General features: G+C 70.1%; 15 protein-coding genes. 11 read left to right on the top strand and 4 right to left on the bottom strand.

The window, feature by feature from the left end:
• Positions 1 to 5 precede the first annotated feature (5 nt).
• Positions 6 to 605: a TetR/AcrR family transcriptional regulator gene (locus ACIN94_RS10505; RefSeq protein WP_400702619.1), complete on the top strand. Its 600-nt coding sequence runs from the start codon at positions 6 to 8 to the stop codon at positions 603 to 605.
• A 6-nt stretch (positions 606 to 611) separates the two neighbouring features.
• Here ACIN94_RS10505 and ACIN94_RS10500 read toward each other — a convergent pair whose 3' ends face one another.
• Complete coding sequence (locus tag ACIN94_RS10500; RefSeq protein ID WP_400702616.1) at positions 612 to 902, bottom strand: pentapeptide repeat-containing protein; 291 nt, start codon at positions 900 to 902, stop codon at positions 612 to 614.
• A 587-nt stretch (positions 903 to 1,489) separates the two neighbouring features.
• On the opposite strand from ACIN94_RS10500, the gene ACIN94_RS10495 reads away from it, so the two are divergent.
• Together ACIN94_RS10495 and ACIN94_RS10490 are read left to right on the top strand one after the other, a co-directional pair.
• A complete protein-coding gene (locus ACIN94_RS10495) occupies positions 1,490 to 3,700 on the top strand; it encodes a thiamine pyrophosphate-dependent enzyme (RefSeq protein ID WP_400702613.1) in 2,211 nt (736 codons plus the stop codon).
• Between the two features lie 182 nt (positions 3,701 to 3,882).
• Positions 3,883 to 4,257, top strand: a complete 375-nt coding sequence (locus tag ACIN94_RS10490; RefSeq protein WP_400702610.1) for a hypothetical protein — start codon at positions 3,883 to 3,885, stop codon at positions 4,255 to 4,257.
• 128 nt (positions 4,258 to 4,385) lie between these two features.
• Here the strand turns inward: ACIN94_RS10490 and ACIN94_RS10485 are convergent, their stop codons facing one another.
• Positions 4,386 to 5,528 (bottom strand): magnesium and cobalt transport protein CorA, encoded by a 1,143-nt coding sequence (locus tag ACIN94_RS10485; RefSeq protein WP_400702607.1) that lies wholly within the window; start codon positions 5,526 to 5,528, stop codon positions 4,386 to 4,388.
• An 18-nt stretch (positions 5,529 to 5,546) separates the two neighbouring features.
• Positions 5,547 to 6,023 (bottom strand): nuclear transport factor 2 family protein, encoded by a 477-nt coding sequence (locus tag ACIN94_RS10480; protein ID WP_400702604.1) that lies wholly within the window; start codon positions 6,021 to 6,023, stop codon positions 5,547 to 5,549.
• Positions 6,024 to 6,233: 210 nt separating this feature from the next.
• Here ACIN94_RS10480 and ACIN94_RS10475 point away from each other — a divergent pair, with 210 nt between their 5' ends.
• From ACIN94_RS10475 to ACIN94_RS10440, 8 genes are all read left to right on the top strand, one after another.
• Positions 6,234 to 6,947, top strand: a complete 714-nt coding sequence (locus ACIN94_RS10475; protein WP_400702601.1) for a M50 family metallopeptidase — start codon at positions 6,234 to 6,236, stop codon at positions 6,945 to 6,947.
• A gap of 343 nt (positions 6,948 to 7,290) precedes the next feature.
• On the top strand, positions 7,291 to 7,926 hold the full coding sequence (locus ACIN94_RS10470) for a sensor histidine kinase (RefSeq protein WP_400702598.1): 636 nt from the start codon (positions 7,291 to 7,293) through the stop codon (positions 7,924 to 7,926).
• A gap of 147 nt (positions 7,927 to 8,073) precedes the next feature.
• On the top strand, positions 8,074 to 10,710 hold the full coding sequence (gene lanKC / locus ACIN94_RS10465; protein WP_400702595.1) for a class III lanthionine synthetase LanKC: 2,637 nt from the start codon (positions 8,074 to 8,076) through the stop codon (positions 10,708 to 10,710).
• Between the two features lie 4 nt (positions 10,711 to 10,714).
• Entirely contained in the window at positions 10,715 to 10,849 is a 135-nt protein-coding gene (locus ACIN94_RS10460; RefSeq protein ID WP_400702592.1) for a SapB/AmfS family lanthipeptide, read from the top strand.
• Between the two features lie 44 nt (positions 10,850 to 10,893).
• Positions 10,894 to 11,031 (top strand): SapB/AmfS family lanthipeptide, encoded by a 138-nt coding sequence (locus ACIN94_RS10455; protein ID WP_400702589.1) that lies wholly within the window; start codon positions 10,894 to 10,896, stop codon positions 11,029 to 11,031.
• Positions 11,032 to 11,106: 75 nt separating this feature from the next.
• Entirely contained in the window at positions 11,107 to 12,780 is a 1,674-nt protein-coding gene (locus ACIN94_RS10450; RefSeq protein ID WP_400702586.1) for an ABC transporter ATP-binding protein, read from the top strand.
• Positions 12,777 to 14,501, top strand: coding sequence for an ATP-binding cassette domain-containing protein (locus ACIN94_RS10445; protein ID WP_400702583.1), 1,725 nt, complete (start codon positions 12,777 to 12,779; stop codon positions 14,499 to 14,501). The genes ACIN94_RS10450 and ACIN94_RS10445 overlap by 4 nt, the downstream gene beginning before the upstream one ends.
• A complete protein-coding gene (locus tag ACIN94_RS10440) occupies positions 14,498 to 16,504 on the top strand; it encodes a prolyl oligopeptidase family protein (RefSeq protein WP_400702580.1) in 2,007 nt (668 codons plus the stop codon). Before ACIN94_RS10445 ends, ACIN94_RS10440 begins: the two co-directional genes overlap by 4 nt.
• Before the next feature lie 102 nt (positions 16,505 to 16,606).
• On the opposite strand, the gene ACIN94_RS10435 is transcribed toward ACIN94_RS10440, so the two are convergent.
• The gene (locus ACIN94_RS10435) at positions 16,607 to 17,263 is read right to left on the bottom strand and encodes a response regulator (RefSeq protein ID WP_400702577.1); all 657 of its coding nucleotides are present in this window, start codon (positions 17,261 to 17,263) and stop codon (positions 16,607 to 16,609) included.
• Between the last annotated feature and the right edge of the window lie 264 nt (positions 17,264 to 17,527).

Here is a 17,527-nt window from a genome sequence, read left to right as displayed (position 1 = left end):
CTACCATGCGAGGTGTGACGACTGCCCAGACCCCTGCCCGCGCTCGCGGGTCACGGCGCGTGGAGATCCTGGACGCCGCCGCGGAACTGTTCGCGGCGCGCGGCTTCCACGGCACTTCCATCGAGGACATCGGTGGGGCGGTCGGCGTTTCGGGCCCCGCCCTCTACCGGCACTTCAGCGGCAAGGAGGCGCTGCTGGCGGAGATGCTGCTGGATATCAGTGAGCGCCTGCACACCTCGGCGGCGCACCGCGTGACCGAGGCCTCCAACGCCGAACGGGCTCTGGATGCCCTGCTCACCGGGCAGATCGAGTTCGCGCTCAGCCACCCCGCACTGATCACGGTGCACGACCGCGAGCTGGGCAACGTCCCCGAGCCCGCCCGCCGCCAGATCCGCCGCCTGCAGCGGCTCTACGTGGAGGAGTGGGTCACCGTGCTGAGCGAGCTCTACCCCGCCTGCCCCCCGCCGCGCCTCCGCGCCGCCACCCACGCCGTCTTCGGCCTGCTCAACTCCACCCCGCACAGCGCGGGCGAGCTCTCGCCGGAAGCGATGGCCGAGCTACTGCGGGGCATGGCCCGCGCAGCGCTCGCCACCGTTAAAGGTTAGTAGTTGTTAACAAGGATGCTCTCGGAGCGGTCCGCCGTCCACTAGCGGTGCGGGTAAGGCGGCCGCGGTCCTGGATAAGGGTGCCCTGGGTAGGGATGGCCCGGATAGGGGTGCCCGGGGTAAGGGTGTCCCGGATAGGGATGGCCCGGATAAGGCGGATAAGGCGGCCTCGGATAGGGGTACCCCGGATAAGGCGGCCTCGGATAGGGATACCCCGGATAAGGCGGCCTCGAGTAGGGATACCCCGGATAGGGATACCCGAGAGAGGACACCGGAACGCAGTCGTACTGTGGGCACGGCTCGGTGAAGCACTGCTTGGGGGAGGGCACGCAGACACGGCCTGGACCACAGTTGACCTCCGCGCACGGCGATCCTGGACTGCACGCGCCAGCCGGTCGGGCGGCCGGTGCGGCGGCGGTCACGGCCGGCGCGGCGGCGGTCACGGCCGGCGCGGCAGCGGTCACGGCCGGTGCGACGGCGCTGACCGCCGGAGCGGCCGACGGCCCGTCCGCCCAGGCCGTGGTCGCGACGGCCGGCGATCCGGCCGCGGCCACCGCGACCAGGATCGGGACCAGTTTTCGAAGCATTTTTCCCCCAGTGTCATGATCGGTTCTGACTCTCAGACGATGCTTACACCGGCTGTACCTGCTAACGGCAAAACGACTCTCAGCAAGCCGAATGGCTTGCTGAGAGGCCGGACAGCGCGGCTCCTGACAGGCCGTGACCTTTTGGTTCTCTTTGAATATCCGCATGAAGGAGGTAATCGATTGGTAGATCTGACAAGTTGTAATTGATAGCCGTCGAATAGAGCTGTTCCGTCGCCTCCTTAGACCAAAGAAGCCAAGGTTGAGGACGGGAGCGATCGATAGGGACATAATCGGGGTGTGGCGCGCGACACAGTTGAGACGCATTTCACCGAGGCGGTGGCCGCCCTCTCTCCCGGGGCCCCTCGCGATCCGGGCCTGCCCGTGCGGGAGGGGACAGGCCTGACCGGGGCCCGCTGCCGTGAGCTTTTCGAGTTCCAGCTGGGCAGCAGGCTCCTGGACGTCACCGCGCGCCGGTTGCGCGATCGGGACGAGGGCTTCTACACCATCGGATCGGCCGGGCACGAGGGCAACGTCGCGGTCGCCGCGGCGGTGCGCGCCACCGACCCCGCCCTGCTGCACTACCGCTCGGGTGCCTTTTACCTGGCCCGGTCCGCGATGGCGGGACGCCTGCCCGAGGAGGGGCTGCGCGACGTGCTGCTCGGCCTGACCGCCTCGGCCGAGGAGCCCATCGCGGGCGGCCGTCACAAGGTCTTCGGCCACCCCGAGCTGGCAGTGATCCCGCAGACCTCCACGATCGCCAGCCACCTGCCACGTGCGGTGGGGGTGGCGTTCGCCATCGAGCGTGCCCACCAGCTCGGCCTGCCGGGCGCCTGGCCCGCCGACGCGATCGCGGTGTGCAGCTTCGGTGACGCCTCCGTCAACCACGCCAGCGCCCTGTCCGGTCTCAACACCGCCGCCTACGGCTCCTACCAGGGGCTGGCGATGCCGCTGCTGTTCGTCTGCGAGGACAACGGCCTGGGCATCAGCGTGCGGACGCCGAGCGGCTGGGTGGAGGCCGCCCGCCACCCGCTGCTGGAGTACTTCGAGGCCGACGGCTGCGACCTGGCCGACGTCCATGACGTGGCGAGGAGCGCCGCCGACCACGTCCGCACACACCGCTCCCCCGCCCTGCTGCATGTCAGCACCGTCCGGCTGATGGGCCACGCCGGGTCCGACGTGGAGATGTCCTACCGGACCAAGCGGGAGATCAACGCCGATCTGGAGCGCGACCCGCTCGTCGCCACCGCCCGGCTGCTCGTCGAGGGGGGGCTGACCACCCCCGACGAGCTGCTGCTCCGCTACGAGACGATGCGGGAACACCTGTTCAAGATGGCCATGGAGAGCTCACGGCGGCCCCGGCTGGGCTCGGCGGCGGACATCATGGAGCCGCTGGCCCCCCGCACCCCGCAGGCCGTCGCGGTGGCCAGCACAGTGGCGGGGCGGTCCAGGGAGAAGGCCTTCGGTGGCAGGCTGCCCGAGCAGGAGGGCCCGCTCACCCTCTCCCAGGCGATCAACCGGACCCTTGTCGACACCCTGGCCGTCCATCCCGACGTGCTGGTCTTCGGTGAGGATGTGGCCCGCAAGGGCGGCGTCTACGGCGTCACCCGCGGTCTGCAGAAGCGCTTCGGCGCAGGCCGGGTGTTCGACACGCTCCTCGACGAGCAGGCCGTGCTCGGCCTGGCGCTCGGGTCGGGCGTCTCCGGGCTGCTCCCGGTGCCCGAGATCCAGTATCTGGCCTACCTGCACAACGCGCTGGACCAGATCCGGGGGGAGGCCGCGACGCTGTCGTTCTTCTCCCGCGGCGCCTTCCGCAACCCGATGGTGGTCCGTGTCGCCTCCTACGCCTACCAGAAGGGCTTCGGCGGCCACTTCCACAACGACAACTCCGTCGCCGCGCTGCGCGACATCCCCGGTCTGGTCGTGGCCTCCCCCGCGCGGCCTGACGACGCGGCCTCGATGCTGCGCACCTGCCTGGCCGCCGCCCGCACCGACGGCAGCGTCTGCGTCTTCCTGGAACCGATCGCCCTGTACAACACGCGCGACCTGTTCGACCGGGGCGACAACGGCTGGCTCTCGCCGTACGTGCCACCCGCCCGCTGGGCGGAGACACACGTCCCGATCGGCCGCGCCCGCAGCTACGGCGACGGCCGCGACCTGACCATCGTGACCTTCGGCAACGGCCTGCGGATGAGTCTGCGCGCCGCGGTCAGACTCACCGCGGAGGGCTACAGCTGCCGGGTCCTGGACCTGCGCTGGCTGTCGCCGCTCCCGATCGACGACCTGCTACACGCGGCGGAGCTGACCGGCAAGGTGCTGATCGCCGACGAGACCCGCCGTACCGGCGGTGTCTCGGAGAGCATCGTCACCGAGCTGGTCGACGCCGGCTTCACCGGCAGGATCGGCCGGGTGACCTCCGCCGACAGCTTCATTCCCCTGGGCGAGGCGTCCAGACACGTGCTGCTGTCGGAGAGCGAGATCGAGGACGCCGCCCGCAAACTGCTGGGCTGACCCACACGGGCCGCCCAGTCACCCACGGCTCCTCCTCACCGCTCCCCCAACGGAAAACACGAAATCCGCCCGCCCACCCTCCCGCTACGTGTTCAATCGGTCACACAGTGCTGCCAACCCGGACCGGGTCTGCCGGCAGGCATCCTTCTACCGTCCCCCAAACAGGAGGTACCATGCCCGACGTGGCGACGAAAAACACCGGTCAGCGCGTAGCGGATCTTGAGTCCTGGGCCTTCAGGACGGGCTCGGATCTGGCCGACATCAAGGAGACGCTGAACGATCTTCCGGCGATCATCCGGGAGGAGGTCATGGCCTACACCTCTCCGATGTTCGAAGAGATCATGAACAAGATGGCCACCAAAGAGGACCTCTCCGCGCTCGCCACCTCCCTCGGCGGACGCATGGACTCCATGGAGAACCAGATGACCTCCCTCGGCGGACGCATGGACTCCATGGAAGGCCGCATGGACTCCATCGAGAATCGGATGACCTCCATGGAGGGCCGCATGGACTCCATGGACGGGAAGCTCGACCTGATCCTGGCCAAGCTCAGCTGATCTTCCCCAGGAGGCTCCGGACCCGCGGCCCGGAGCCTCCTGGCGTCTCGCTCGGGCAATGGAGGGAGTCCGGGTCCAAGGGCGGCGCGCATCGCCGTGCCGGATCAGACCCGCGTCGCGAGCGGGCGTTACAGCCAGTTGCGGCGTTTGAACAGCAGATAGAGGGTCACGCAGACGCCTGCCATCAACAGCACCGCGAACGGGTAGCCCAGGGGCCAGTGGACCTCGGGCATGAAGTCGAAGTTCATGCCGTAGATGGTGCCGACGAGGGTGGGGGCGAACAGGATCGCGGCCCAGGCGGAGATCTTCTTGACTTCCTCGTTCTGGGCGTTGCTGGCCTCGGTGAGTCTGGTCATGTGCTCGTTCTGCGCCAGTGCGACCATGGTCGAGTTGACCACGAGGATGTCGTGGAGCATCTGACGGAAGCCGCTGACCCGCTCCGCCACGGTGATCGCATGATCGGCGACGTCGCGCAGGTATCTCTGCAGCTCCTGGTCCACCCCGTACTTGGCCGCCCCCGCGATGAATCCCTCGATCATGCCGAGCAGCGGCTGGGTGGCCCGCTGGAACTCGATCACCTCGCGGGAGAGCTCGTAGATGCGGCGGGAGACGCCGGGCTCGTTGCCGAAGACCTGCACCTCGATCTCGTCGATGTCGTTCTGCAGACCGGCGACGATCGGGGCGTAGCCGTCCACGACCGCGTCCATGATGGCGTAGAGCACCGCCTGCGGGCCCTGGCCGAGCAGTTCGGGGTCTCCCTCCATCCGGCGACGGACCTGCGACAGGTCGGGAGCCTCGCTGTGCCGTACGGTGATCACGAAGTTCTGGCCGACGAAGACGTGCAGCTCGCCGAAGTCGACCTCCTCGATCTCGTCGAGGTATCTGGCCGGGCGCAGCACCACGAACAGCGTGTCCCCGTAGCGGTCGGCCTTGGGCCGCTGGTGGGCGACGATGGCGTCCTCGACGGCCAGTCCGTGCAGGTCGAACTCCTCCGCGACGTTGAGGATCACCGACTCCTCCGGCCGGTAGAAACCGATCCAGGCCATGCTGTCGGGGGTGTTCTTCAGGCACGCGAAGGCGTCGGGCAGCGATTCGGGGGTGACGGTCCGCCGCCCGTTGACGTAGATCGCGTTGTCGATGACGAGTGACGGGGGCGCGGGCGGCTCGTTTCCGGCGGAACGCGGGTCCATCGACCGTTCGGGAGAGTCGCGGACGCCTCCGAGACGCCCGCGCATCAGGCTCCGCATACCCCGCACTCGCCGATCAGCCACGTCTGTCTCCTCATCCGATCATTCCGGATTGATGAACTCCTCAAGCGATCGCATCGCCCTACCCCGTATCGTCGCGCGGAATATCGGGGTCCAGCCATAGAAGAGTCCCACCGGCCTACCCAGGGCCATCTTGGACCAGTGCTTGAAGTCGAAGTCGTCATGGTGCCGGATGATCAGGCCGTCCTCGAACCTGAACAGGGTATCGATCTCGTTGACGACCTCCCTCTCCGTCCTGCCGAAGGTGTAGCGGGCGGTCCAGTGCGCCGCGCCGTCGTGGTCGCGCGCGGTGACATCCCGGACGGTCACGTCGAGGTCGGGGCTGCGGCCGAGCAGCATCCGCCACATGCCCATGACCCGGTCGCGGCCCTCCAGGTCCTGGAAGACGGGATCACCGAACGTGACCTCGGGGTGGTAGCACCGTTCCATGGCGTCGGGGTCACGACGCCCGAAGGCGTCGTAGAAGCTCCGGATGAGCGCGGCGTTCTGGTCGTTCACACGAGTCCCTCTGATCATCGCTGTCCCGCTGACCGAGTGTATTCGGAGGCCGGATCGGCCCGCGGCCCCACACGGCGCCGGCCTCCTGTGCTCGGGGGCGGAGCCGGCCCGCCGGTTTCAGAATCATGTTCTGCACACGTGTGACTTTATTCCCGGCACACCGGTTGTCATGGGACGCTTTGCTCCAACGTACCGAAGGAGAAGTGATCATTGTCCGAGGTCTGGGTGATTTTGACCACACCCCAGGAGGCCCCACCTCTATGGGTCGTGCTGCTGTCCGCGCTGGCCGCCCTGACCGTGGTCACGTGGTCCACCTCGTGGCATATCTCACGGGGCCTGGTCACGATCGCGCACGAGGGAGGGCACGCGCTGATGGCGCTGCTCACCCGGCGCACACTTCAGGGCATCCGGCTGCACTCCGACACCTCTGGTGTCACCCTGACGCGAGGCAGGCCCACCGGACCGGGGATGATCCTGACCGCCGCCGCCGGATACGTCGCGCCGTCCCTGCTGGGGCTCGGCGGAGCGTGGCTGACCTCCTCCGGCTACGTCGCGATCCTGATCGCGCTCGTGATCGTGCTGCTCCTCTGCATGCTGGTGCTGATCCGCAACCTGTTCGGCGTGGTGAGCCTGCTGGCCACCGGCGGGGCGATATCCGCCTTCACCTGGTACGCTCCGCCCGACGCGGACGCCGTCCTCGCCTATCTGGCCGTCTGGTTCCTGCTGCTGGGCGGCGTGCGGCCGATCGTGGAGCTGCAACGCAAGCGGCGACGCAGCCACGCCCCGGAGTCCGACGCCGACCAGCTCGCCCGGCTGACCTTCCTGCCCGGCGGGTTCTGGGTGCTGCTGTTCCTGCTGGTGGCGGGAGCCTGCCTGTTCGGCGGCGTCTATCTGCTGGTCCCGTGGCCGCCCGGCCTTCCCTAGGCGCCCGCCGGTTCCGTTACCGCCCGGCTTTCCCCGAGCACCTGTCCTGAGCCGGCGCCCTCCGATGAAGGCGGGTTCTCCGCGCTGGAGGCTACAGCTGATCCGTCTGTTCCGGCGGTCCCGCCCGATTGATCAGATTATGCCGACCCGGCCTGGGGCCTTCGTTATTTCTCGGACCACCTTGACTATCGTGGAGTACTCTTCTTTTTGTTGACAGTTAAACGGTTTTTTGAGTTTATGGCCAGATACGCCCTCCATCGATGAGAGTCGATCCATGCCGCCCGAATTCAATATCGCCATAGCGGTTATAGTAGGAATTGTCCTGATATCGCTATGCGTTACCGTGGCCCTGCTCCTGCGGATCAGGCGGCTCCGCGCCGAAAAGGAGAGGGCGGTCATCCAGGCGCACGAGGAGTTCGCCCGGGACGTGCACGACCTCGTGGGGCACTGGCTGTGGCTGGCCTCCGTCAAGAGCGAGCTGGCCTACCGGCGTGCGGCGGGCGACGCGCGCCTGCGCGGAGACCTGGGCGAGGCGCTCCAGGCCGTACGGCACGCCGCGCACGCCGTGCGCAACGTCTCCACGATCCACCGGCAGCTGTCCGTCCAGGGCGAGAGCATGCGGGCCCAGACCCTTCTCGCGGATCTAGGGGCCGACTGCTCGGTCCAGGTGGACGCCACCGGCCTGCCACAGGAGGTGAGCGCCGCACTGGGAGCCGTTGTCCGCGAGGGCGTCACGAACATGCTGCGGCACAGCACGGTGAGGACCTGCGTGATCGAGCTGGCCGAGCACGAGGGCCTGCTGCGGCTGACCGTCACCAACGACGGCGTCCCCGGACGGCGTCCGCAGCCGTCCACCGGCGAGGGTCTGGGCAATCTCCGCGATCGCATGACCCGGGTCGGGGGCGCGGTGCGCGTGACCGCCGGCGAGGACGGCCGGTTCAACCTGATCGCCGAAGTGCCGCAAAAGTTTCCCGAATAAATTTCACTTCTAATACAAAAGTGCAGGTAGCGCACATCTTCATGATTAGGCATGTGAAGTTCGCATGTACGAGTAGTTGAGCTTGTAACTAGTCATTTCTCGGGTTATCCGTAATTCTCTCTTCTGGAAGACAGCAGGGAGATTGCCGTGAATGACCAGTATGAGCTTTATTGCCTTGCGGACCGACTCTTTTACGACACCCTTGACGGCCGCCGGGGCGACCACCCCGACTTTCCGCTCGCCGTACGGGATGTCCCGGACGGCTGGGAGCACCAGGCGACCGACACCTGGATGCACTACGCGCCCCCGGCCACCCGGACGCCGACGCAGGGGTGGAAGATCCACGTGTCGGCGTGCCTCGAGGATGCCGAGCGGGCCATGGAAGCCGTCTGGGACTACTGCGTGGCACGGGACATCGCGTTCAAGTTCCTGCGCAACCGGCCAGTCATGACGATGCTGAACTCCAAGGCCGCGGACCGCGGGTCCAGCGGCAAGCTTGTGACCATCTACCCCTTGGACGAGGGGCAGCTTGAGCTCACGCTGAAGGAACTCGACAAGCTGCTCCGGGGCGTCAAGGGGCCCTACATTCTCAGTGACCTCCGGTACGGCGACGGCCCGCTCTTCCTGCGCTACGGCGGCTTCGCGCCGCGGCGGTGCCTGGGCGAGAACGGCGAGCTGGTGCTGGCCATCGAGGACGCCGACGGGCGGCTGGTGCCCGACGTACGTGAGCCGGCCTTCAGCCTGCCGCCCTGGGTGACTCTGCCCGAGTTCCTGAAGCCCCATCTGGCGGCCCGCAACGCGGTGACCACCAACGACCTGCCGTACATGATCGAGAGCGTCATCCAGTTCTCCAACGGCGGAGGCGTGTATCTCGGGCGGAACCTGCGCACCGGCGAGCGGGTCGTGCTTAAGGAGGCGCGCCCGTATGCCGGGCTCGACGCCGCCGACCGGGACGCCGTGACACGGCTGACACACGAGCGGGACATGCTGGAGCGCCTGGCCGGGCTGGACGCGGTGCCGGCCCTGGTCGACTACTTCACGCTCGGCGACCACCATTTCCTGGTCCAGGAGTTCGTCGACGGCAATCCGCTGCAGCGGCTCCTCGTGCAGAGATATCCCCTGACCCGGGCGACCTGCGACCAGAGGACCATCGCCGAGTACACCTCGTGGGTGCTCGACGTGCTCCCCAAAGTCCGGCAGGCGGTCGAGTCCCTGCACGGGCGGGGAGTCGTCTTCGGCGACCTGCACCCGAACAACATCCTCGTCACCGGGGAAGGGCGGCTGGTCCTGATCGACTACGAGGTCGCGACCCTCGCCGCGGACCGCGGCCGAGCCGCCCTCGCCCACCCGGCCTTCGGCGCGCCGCCCGATCGGCAGGGCGTCGAGATCGACGTCTACGCCCTCGCCTGTCTCTGTCTCGGGCTGTTCGCCCCCCAGCTCACGATCATGCTGCCGCTCGACCGGACCAAGGTGGTCCGGCTCGCCGAGCTCGTCAGGGAGACCTTCCCCGTGACGCCCGAGGTGATCGAGGAGGCCGTCCGGACCATTACCGGCCCGGCGCCGACGAGGGCCCGCCCGCTTCCCCGGCCCGGCCAGGACCCATGGCCCCAGGTCAGAGCGGCAATGAGCCGGGCGATCATCGCGAGTGCCACCCCGGAGCGGGAGGACAGACTCTTCCCCGGCGACGTGGCCCAGTTCCAGCCCGGCGGGGGAATCAACCTGGCGTACGGCGCGGCGGGCGTGCTCTACGCGCTGGAGCGGGCCGGGATGAGCCGCCTCCCCGAGCACGAGGACTGGCTGCGCAGGAGGGCACTGGCTCCCGACCCGGGAACGGGCGTCGGGTTCTACGACGGGCTCCACGGCGTGGCCTACGTCCTGGACCTGCTCGGGCACCGTCAGGACGCGCTCGACACGGTGGACCTGTGCCTGCGGGAGAGGTGGGACTCACTCCAGCTCGGCCTGTTCGGCGGCCTCGCGGGGATCGGACTGAACCTGCTCCACCTGGGCGACGCGGCCCGCGAACAGGCCCTTACCGATCTCGCGCTCCAGGCCGTCGGTATCTGCGCGGACAGACTCGGCAGTCCCGAGGACGTGCCGGAGACCAGCGGGGGGGCCAACCCCCGCGCGGGGCTGATGTACGGCTCGTCCGGGCCCGCCCTCCTCTTCCTGCACGCCTACGAGCGGACCGGTGACGGGTCGTTGCTCGACTTGGCGGCCGTGGCGCTCCGGCAGGACCTGCGGCGCTGTGTCTCCAGCGAGGACGGCACGCTCCAGGTCAGCCAGGGCTGGCGCACCCTTCCCTACCTGGACGAGGGCTCCGTGGGCATCGGCATGGTCCTCGCCCGCTACCTGGCCCACCGTGACGACGATGACTTCCGGACCGCGCTCGGCGGCTGCCGGCTCGTCACCCAGGGCCGCTACTTCGTCCAGTCGGGACTGTTCACCGGCCGGAGCGGCATGATCGCGGCCCTCGCCACGGGCCTGGGGCCGGCACCGCACGACCCCGACATCGACCTGGCCGAGCAGATCTGCGGGCTGGACTGGCACGCGCTGCCTTACGGCGACGGGCTGGCCTTCCCCGGCAACCAGCTGCTCAGGCTCTCCATGGACTTCGCGACCGGCACGGCCGGAGTCCTGTTCGCGATGAGCACCGCGCTACACGACCGGCCGGTGTTCCTCCCCTTTACCGAGCCGCCCGGCGGCACAGGCGCCCTGACCATGGCATTGCCTGTGCGTGGATCCGCCGAGCGGCTTCGCTCCCACGAGCCACTGAAGGAGGTGTAACGACATGGTACTTCTCGACCTCCAGACCTTGGAAGCCCCCGGCGGCGGCCACGGTGGCGGCGGCGGCGGCAGCACGCTCACCGTTCTGGGTTGCGAGTCCTACAAGCCCAGCAACCTGAGCCTCCTGCTCTGCCACTAGTCACCCCCATCTCCACGTAACTCTCCAAGAAACGAGGCAATCCCATGGTTCTTCTCGACCTCCAGACCCTGGAGACCCCCACCGGCGGCGGCGGCGGTGGCGGCGGCGGCGGCAGCACCCTCACCGTCCTGGGCTGCGCGTCCTACAAGCCCAGCAACCTGAGCCTCCTGCTCTGCCACTAGTGAACCGAGTGCCCGGGACGGCCAGCGATGGCGGCCGTCCCGGGCACAGCCCTTTCAGCGAAGGAGGACCGAGCGGTGCGGACGGCAGATCGGCTGGTGGCCCAGACCGTACGGCGTGGCGGCCCCTGGCTGGGTGTCCTCGCCGTCGCCTGCGTCATCGGCGCCTTCGCTGAGCTGGCGCTCCCGCTCGTGCTGGGCAGGACGGTCGACAGCCTCGTCGCGTCCGAGCCGGCGAGCGGAACCTGGCTGGGCGCCTGCGTCGCGATCGTGGGCGTGACGATGCTCTGTGACATGCTCGGCATCTGGGGCACCGGAGCGAGCAGCGCCCAGGCCTCGGCATGGCTCCGTCACCGGACCCTGCGGTACGTTCTCGGTGTCGGCCCCGCGATGACCCGCCGGTTTCCCGAAGGCGACCTGGTCACCCGGATAGGCGTGAACGCCGAGGAGGCGGGACGCGCGCCGGAGGCGATCGTCACCGGGGCGGCACTGCTCATTCCCACGGCGGGCAGCCTTGTGGCCCTCACCCTCATCGACGTCTGGCTGACCCTGACCCTGGTGGCAGGCCTCGTCCTCATCGCGCTCGTGCTCCGGGCGTTCTTCCACGTGACCACCTCCATCGCCGGTGACTACCAGGAGGCGCAGAGCGACATCGCCACCCGCCTGGTCGACGCCCTGGCGGGGAGCCGGACGATCGCCGCGGCGGGCACCGCCGCCCAGGAGAAGTCACGGGTGCTGACCGCGCTCCCCCGGCTGCGCACGCACGCCATGGACATGTGGCGGGCCAATGCCCGGGCCGGTGTCCAGGCGGGTGTCGTGGTACCCCTGCTGGAGGTGGCCGTGCTGGGGGTGGGCGGGCTACGCCTGGCGGGCGGTGACCTCACGGTCGGCGAGCTGTACTCCGCCGCCCGTTACGTCGTGCTCGGAGCCGGTCTCGGCGCCGCGCTGAGCCACGTCAACCGCCTGGCGCGGGCACGCGCGGCCGCCGGCCGGGTCGTCGAGCTACTCACCGAGAGACCGAGAACATACGGCGGGCAACCGTTGCCCACCGGTCCCGGGACCCTGGAACTGCGCGGCGTCACCGCCGACGGCCTTGACGGCGTCGACCTCGTCGTCCCCGGCGGATGCTCGGTGGCCGTGGTCGGCCGGTCCGGCGCCGGCAAGTCGCTGCTCGCCGCCCTCGCCGGCCGCCTGACCGACCCCCTCAGCGGGACGGTCTCCCTCGACGGCGTGCCGCTGCCCAGCCTCTCCCCCGAGGCGCTACGCCAGGCCGTCGGCTACGCCTTCGAACGCCCCGTCCTCGTCGGCGACACCATCACCGACGTCATCGGCCTCGGCCTCGACGACCCCTGCCCGGAGACCGTACACGCGGCCGCCCGCGCGGCGTGTGCCGACGCTTTCATCCGGCGGCTGCCGCTGGGATACGACACCCCGGTTGAGGACGCCCCGATGTCGGGCGGGGAGAGGCAGCGGATCGGCCTGGCCCGCGCCTTCGCGCACGGGGAACGCCTGCTCGTCCTGGACGACGCCACCTCCAGCCTGGACACCGTCACCGAACGCCAGGTCGGCAGGGCGCTCGCCGGCGAGCTGCGTGGCCGTACCCGCCTGATCGTGGCCCACCGGGTCGCGACCGCGGCTGCGGCCGACCGGGTGATCTGGCTGGACGGCGGCCGGGTACGCGCCTACGACACCCACCGCGCGCTGTGGGACGATCCCCGCTACCGGGCGGTCTTCACGGTGGACGTCTCATGAGCCGCCACGCGGCGCCGCAGGCGGGTCCCCTGAACCGCCCGATCCGCCGGGCGCTCCGGCGCGACCCGCGCCCGCTGCTGCGGCTCGGCGCCTGGTCCGTCGCGGAGACCGCGCCCGCCCTCGTCATCGGCCTCGCCATCGCGCGGGCGATCGACGAGGGTTTCGCCGCCGGGCGGCCGGGCGCCGGCTTCGCCTGGCTGGCCGTACTCGCCGGTGCTTGGCTGGTGGCCGCCGTCGGTGCGCGGCAGGTCGTGCTGGCCGTCGCCTCGATCGTGGAGCCGTTCCGGGAGGAACTGCTCGGCCATGTCGTCGAGAACACGCTGGAACGGTCGGCCGCGTCCGGGCGGGGACCGGACACCGCGGCCGTGGCCCGGTCGAACCTGCAGGTCGAGCTGGCCCGCGACGCCTTCGCCTCGGTCATCACGGTCGTCAGGTCCTTCGTCTTCACCGTGGTGAGCGTGGTGCTCGGCCTGACGACGCTGATCCCCCAGGTGCTCGTGCTGGTGCTGCCGCCGTTCGTCGTCGGCCTCGGTCTCTTCCTGCTCTCGCTCCCGGCCATGGCCCGGCGGCAGCGGGCGTTCCTCCTGGCCGACGAGCGCACCGCCGAGTCCGTCACCGCCATGGCCGGCGGGCTGCGCGACATCTCCGCCTGCGTGGCGCACGACCGGGTGGCCGGCCGGATCGGGCTGCGGGTGGCGGAGCAGGCCGGTGCGGGACGCTCTCTCGCCCGGGTGACCGCCGTGCGCACGCTGTCGCTGGCGGTGGGGGGGCGGCTGCCGGTCCTGCTCGTACTCGCCGGCACCCCCTGGCTGCTGAGTCAGGGAGCCGGGGCCGGGGTGATCCTCGGTGCCCTGGCCTACATCACGCAGTCGCTGGCTCCGGCGCTCGGCAACCTCGTGGAGGGGCTGGGTATCAGCGGGGTACGGCTGCGCGTGTCACTCGGCCGCATCCTGCGCGCCGACGGCCCCGCCCGCCCGGTGATCGGGCGGGACGCGGCCCGGGACGCGGAGGTACTGCTGAACGGCGTGACATTCGCCTACGGGCCGCACGCCGAACCGGTGATCGCCGATCTCGATCTGCGCGTCCCCGAGGGTGACCACATCGCCGTGGTGGGACCCAGCGGGATCGGCAAGTCCACCCTGGCCGCGCTCGTCACCGGCGTGCTCCAGCCGGACGCGGGGCAGATCCTGGTCGGCGGCGTCCGGGCCGACCGTCTCGACCCGGCCCACCGGGTGCTCATCCCCCAGGAGGCCTACATCTTCAGGGGATCACTCAGGGAGAACCTGACCTATCTGGCCCAGGCATCGCAGGACGCCGTGGACGACGCCGTGGCGGCCGTCGGCCTGACCGCCGTGGTGGCACGGCTGGGCGGCTACTCCGCCGAGATCCACTCCGGCATGCTGTCGCCGGGTGAGCGTCAGCTCGTCGCACTGACCCGCGCCTACCTCACCCCTGCCCGCCTGGTGATCCTCGACGAGGCGACCTGCCACCTGGATCCGGCGGCCGAGGCGCGGGCGGAGGAGGCGTTCGCCCGCCGCGGGGGCACCCTGCTCGTCATCGCCCACCGGCTGACCTCGGCGCTGCGTGCCCGGCGGGTTCTCGTCATGGACGGCACGAGCGTCCGGCTGGGAGAGCACGAGGAGATGCTCGCCGCCTCACCGCTCTACGCCGACCTGGTCGGCCACTGGAACCCTTCGACCACCCAGGAGCTGGTGCCGTGATCTACCCTCCCGCCGAGCGTCAGCCGATCGTCGACCATCTCCACGGTCACGCCGTACCCGACCCCTACCGGTGGCTGGAGGACCCGGCGAGCATCGCGACGCGGAGCTGGCTGGCCGCCCAGGACAGGCTGTGGCGCGGCCACGCCGCCACGCTCGCCGGGCGCGACAAGTGGCACGCCCGGGTCTTGGAGCTCACCGGCGCCGGAACGGTCAGCCCGCCGCTCTGGCGCGGGAAGCGCCGGTTCTTCCTGCGCTGCACGGCGGGGCAGGAACACGGGGTGCTCTACACCGCCGGGCCCGGACGGTCCGAAGAAGCGCTGCTGGACCCGGTGGAGCTCGACCCCAGCGGCCTGACCACGCTGGACCAGTGGCATCCGTCCCCGGACGGCCGGCTGCTGGCCTACCAGCTGTCCAGGAGCGGGGACGAGCGGTCGGAGCTGTACGTCATGGACGTCGGCACCCGGCAGATCGTCGACGGACCCATCGACCGGTGCCGGCACTCGCCCGTGGCGTGGCTCCCGGACGGGAAGGCGTTCTTCTACGTCCGGTCCCGCCAGGTCCGCCTGCACCGGCTCGGCACCCCGGCCGGGGAGGACACGGTGATCTGCGCGGCCGACCGGTCCTACGGGCTGGGGATCAGCCACGACGGCCGCTGGCTGACGGTGTCGGCGGCGGCCGACGGCGGCAACGACCTCTGGCTGGCCGACCTGTCCGTCTCCCCTCCGGACCGCCCTGCGCTACGGGTGGTCCAGGAAAGGACGGGCGCGGTGACGGCGCCCGCCGTCGGCCGCGACGGCCGCCTGTACCTGCTCACCACCCTGGACGCGCCCCGGGGCCGCCTGTGCGTCGCCGACCCCGAGCACCCCGGGCCGGAGCACTGGCTCGATCTGGTCGGCCCGGACCCGGAGGCGGTGATCGGCGACTTCGCGATCCTCGATGACTCGGTGCTGCTCGTCTGTTGGACCCGGCATGCGATCAGCGAGATCAGCGTCCACGACCTGGCCACCGGCGAGCGGCTCGGCCAGGTGCCACTGCCCGGTCTCGGCTCGGCCGGGCGAATGTCCACCCGGCCCGGAGGCGGCCACGAGGTCTGGTTCACCTACACCGACGGTGTCACCCCCGGAAGCGTGCACCGCTACGACGCGCGCACCGGGCGGAGCTCTCTCTGGGCCGCCGCGCCCGGCGCGGTCGAGGTGCCGGAGCTCTCGGCCCGCCAGCTCGTCTACACCTCGGCGGACGGCACCCCGGTGCGGATGGTCGTGCTGGCGCGGCCGGGAACCGGCCCCCGGCCGACGATCCTGTACGGCTACGGCGGGTTCGGGCTCTCGCTCACCCCCGCCTATTCCAGCTACATCCTGCCCTGGGTGGAGGCCGGGGGTGTCTTCGTGCTGGCCCAGTTGCGCGGCGGCGGCGAGGAGGGCGCGCAGTGGCACCGCGCCGGGATGCTCGACCACAAGCAGAACGTCTTCGACGACTTCGTGGCGGCGGCCGAACGGCTCATCGCCGACGGCGTGACCACCGCGGCACAGCTGGGCGCCTGCGGCGAGTCGAACGGCGGGCTGCTGGTCGGCGCCGCGGTGACACAGCGGCCGGACCTGTTCGCCGCCGCGGTCTGCTCGGCCCCGCTGCTCGACATGGTCCGCTACGAACACTCCGGCCTCGGCCCCTCCTGGCGGTCGGAGTACGGCTCGGCCTCCGATCCCGAGCAGTTGGGCTGGCTCCTGGGCTACTCCCCATATCACCGGGTCAGGACGGGAGTGGACTACCCGGCGACACTGCTGACCTCGTTCGGTGGCGACTCCCGGGTGGATCCTCTGCACGCCCGCAAGATGTGCGCGGCGCTGCAGTGGGCGACCTCAGGCTCCCGGCCGATCCTGCTGCGCCACGAGAACGGCGTCGGGCACGGGTCCCGGGCCGTCAGCCGGTCGGTCGGCCTCGCGGCCGACATGCTCGCCTTCTTCGCCGCGCACACCGGCCTCGGAGAGCAGCCGGCCGGCCGCTGATAGGGGCTCCGTCCTCGGGGGGACGGAGCCCCTCGCGCGCCACCCGGGATTCGGGGCGCCGGGCCACCGGGAGGAGGCGTCGTCGCCGGTGAACGGCGGGGGTCAGTTCACGTCGCGGTATCGGATCAGCCCGATCTCCCGTACGTCGTCCGGCCAGAGCCAGCCGGCCTCCCGGGCGATGGTGACCGCCTCCACCCGCGTCCGGGCGCCGATCTTGGCCAGGATCCGCGACAGGTAGTTGCGGACCGTGCCGCCGGACAGGAAGAGCCGGTCGGCGATCTCGCTGACCGGCGCCCCCTCCGCCGCGGCCTTGAGGACCTCCAGTTCACGGATGGTGAGGGGGTTCTGCCTGGCGTTGAGCGCGGCGACGGCGAGCTCGGGGTCGATGACCCGCTCGCCCGCAGCCACCCGGCGCAGGCAGTCGGCGAGCCGTCCCGCCGGGGTGTCCTTGACGACGAATCCACGTGCTCCGGCGTCCAGTGCCCGCCGCAGCGCCGCCGGTGTCGCCAGCCCGGTCAGGATGACCGCCTTGCACGCTGGAAGCCTGCGATGTAGCTCCGCCGTGGCGGCCAGGCCGTCGGTGCCGGGCAGGCCGATGTCGATAAGCGCGATGTCGGGCCTGTGCAGCAGGCACGAGGGCACCACGTCGTCACCGTGCCCGACCTCGTCGACCACCTTGATGTCGTGCTCGGCGGAGAGCAGGGCGACCATTGCTCCACGGATGAGATGCATGTCCTCGGCGATCAGGACGCTTATCACCGCTTATCTCCCCTTTTCGGTGACTCATTCGTGTCTCCCGGATCATGAGTGCTACCCGGGGCAGTCAGATGACTACCCTAAATAACCGACTTAAGCATCGCGCGCCAGATCCGTGCAGGGAAATGAACGCCCAGGCATCAGGACGCGCCGACCGGCGTCGAGCCTCCGACGAGGCGCGACGGGTTCTCCTCGATGTCAGGGAGAGCCGGACCTCGGTCGCCGGAGGACGGCCCGCCCGGCGCGCGGGCAAAGATTGTCCGGCGC

Source organism: Streptosporangium sp. NPDC087985, from assembly GCF_044741965.1.
Taxonomy (GTDB): Bacteria; Actinomycetota; Actinomycetes; order Streptosporangiales; family Streptosporangiaceae; genus Streptosporangium.
This window is presented reverse-complemented; position numbering and strand designations above follow the sequence as displayed.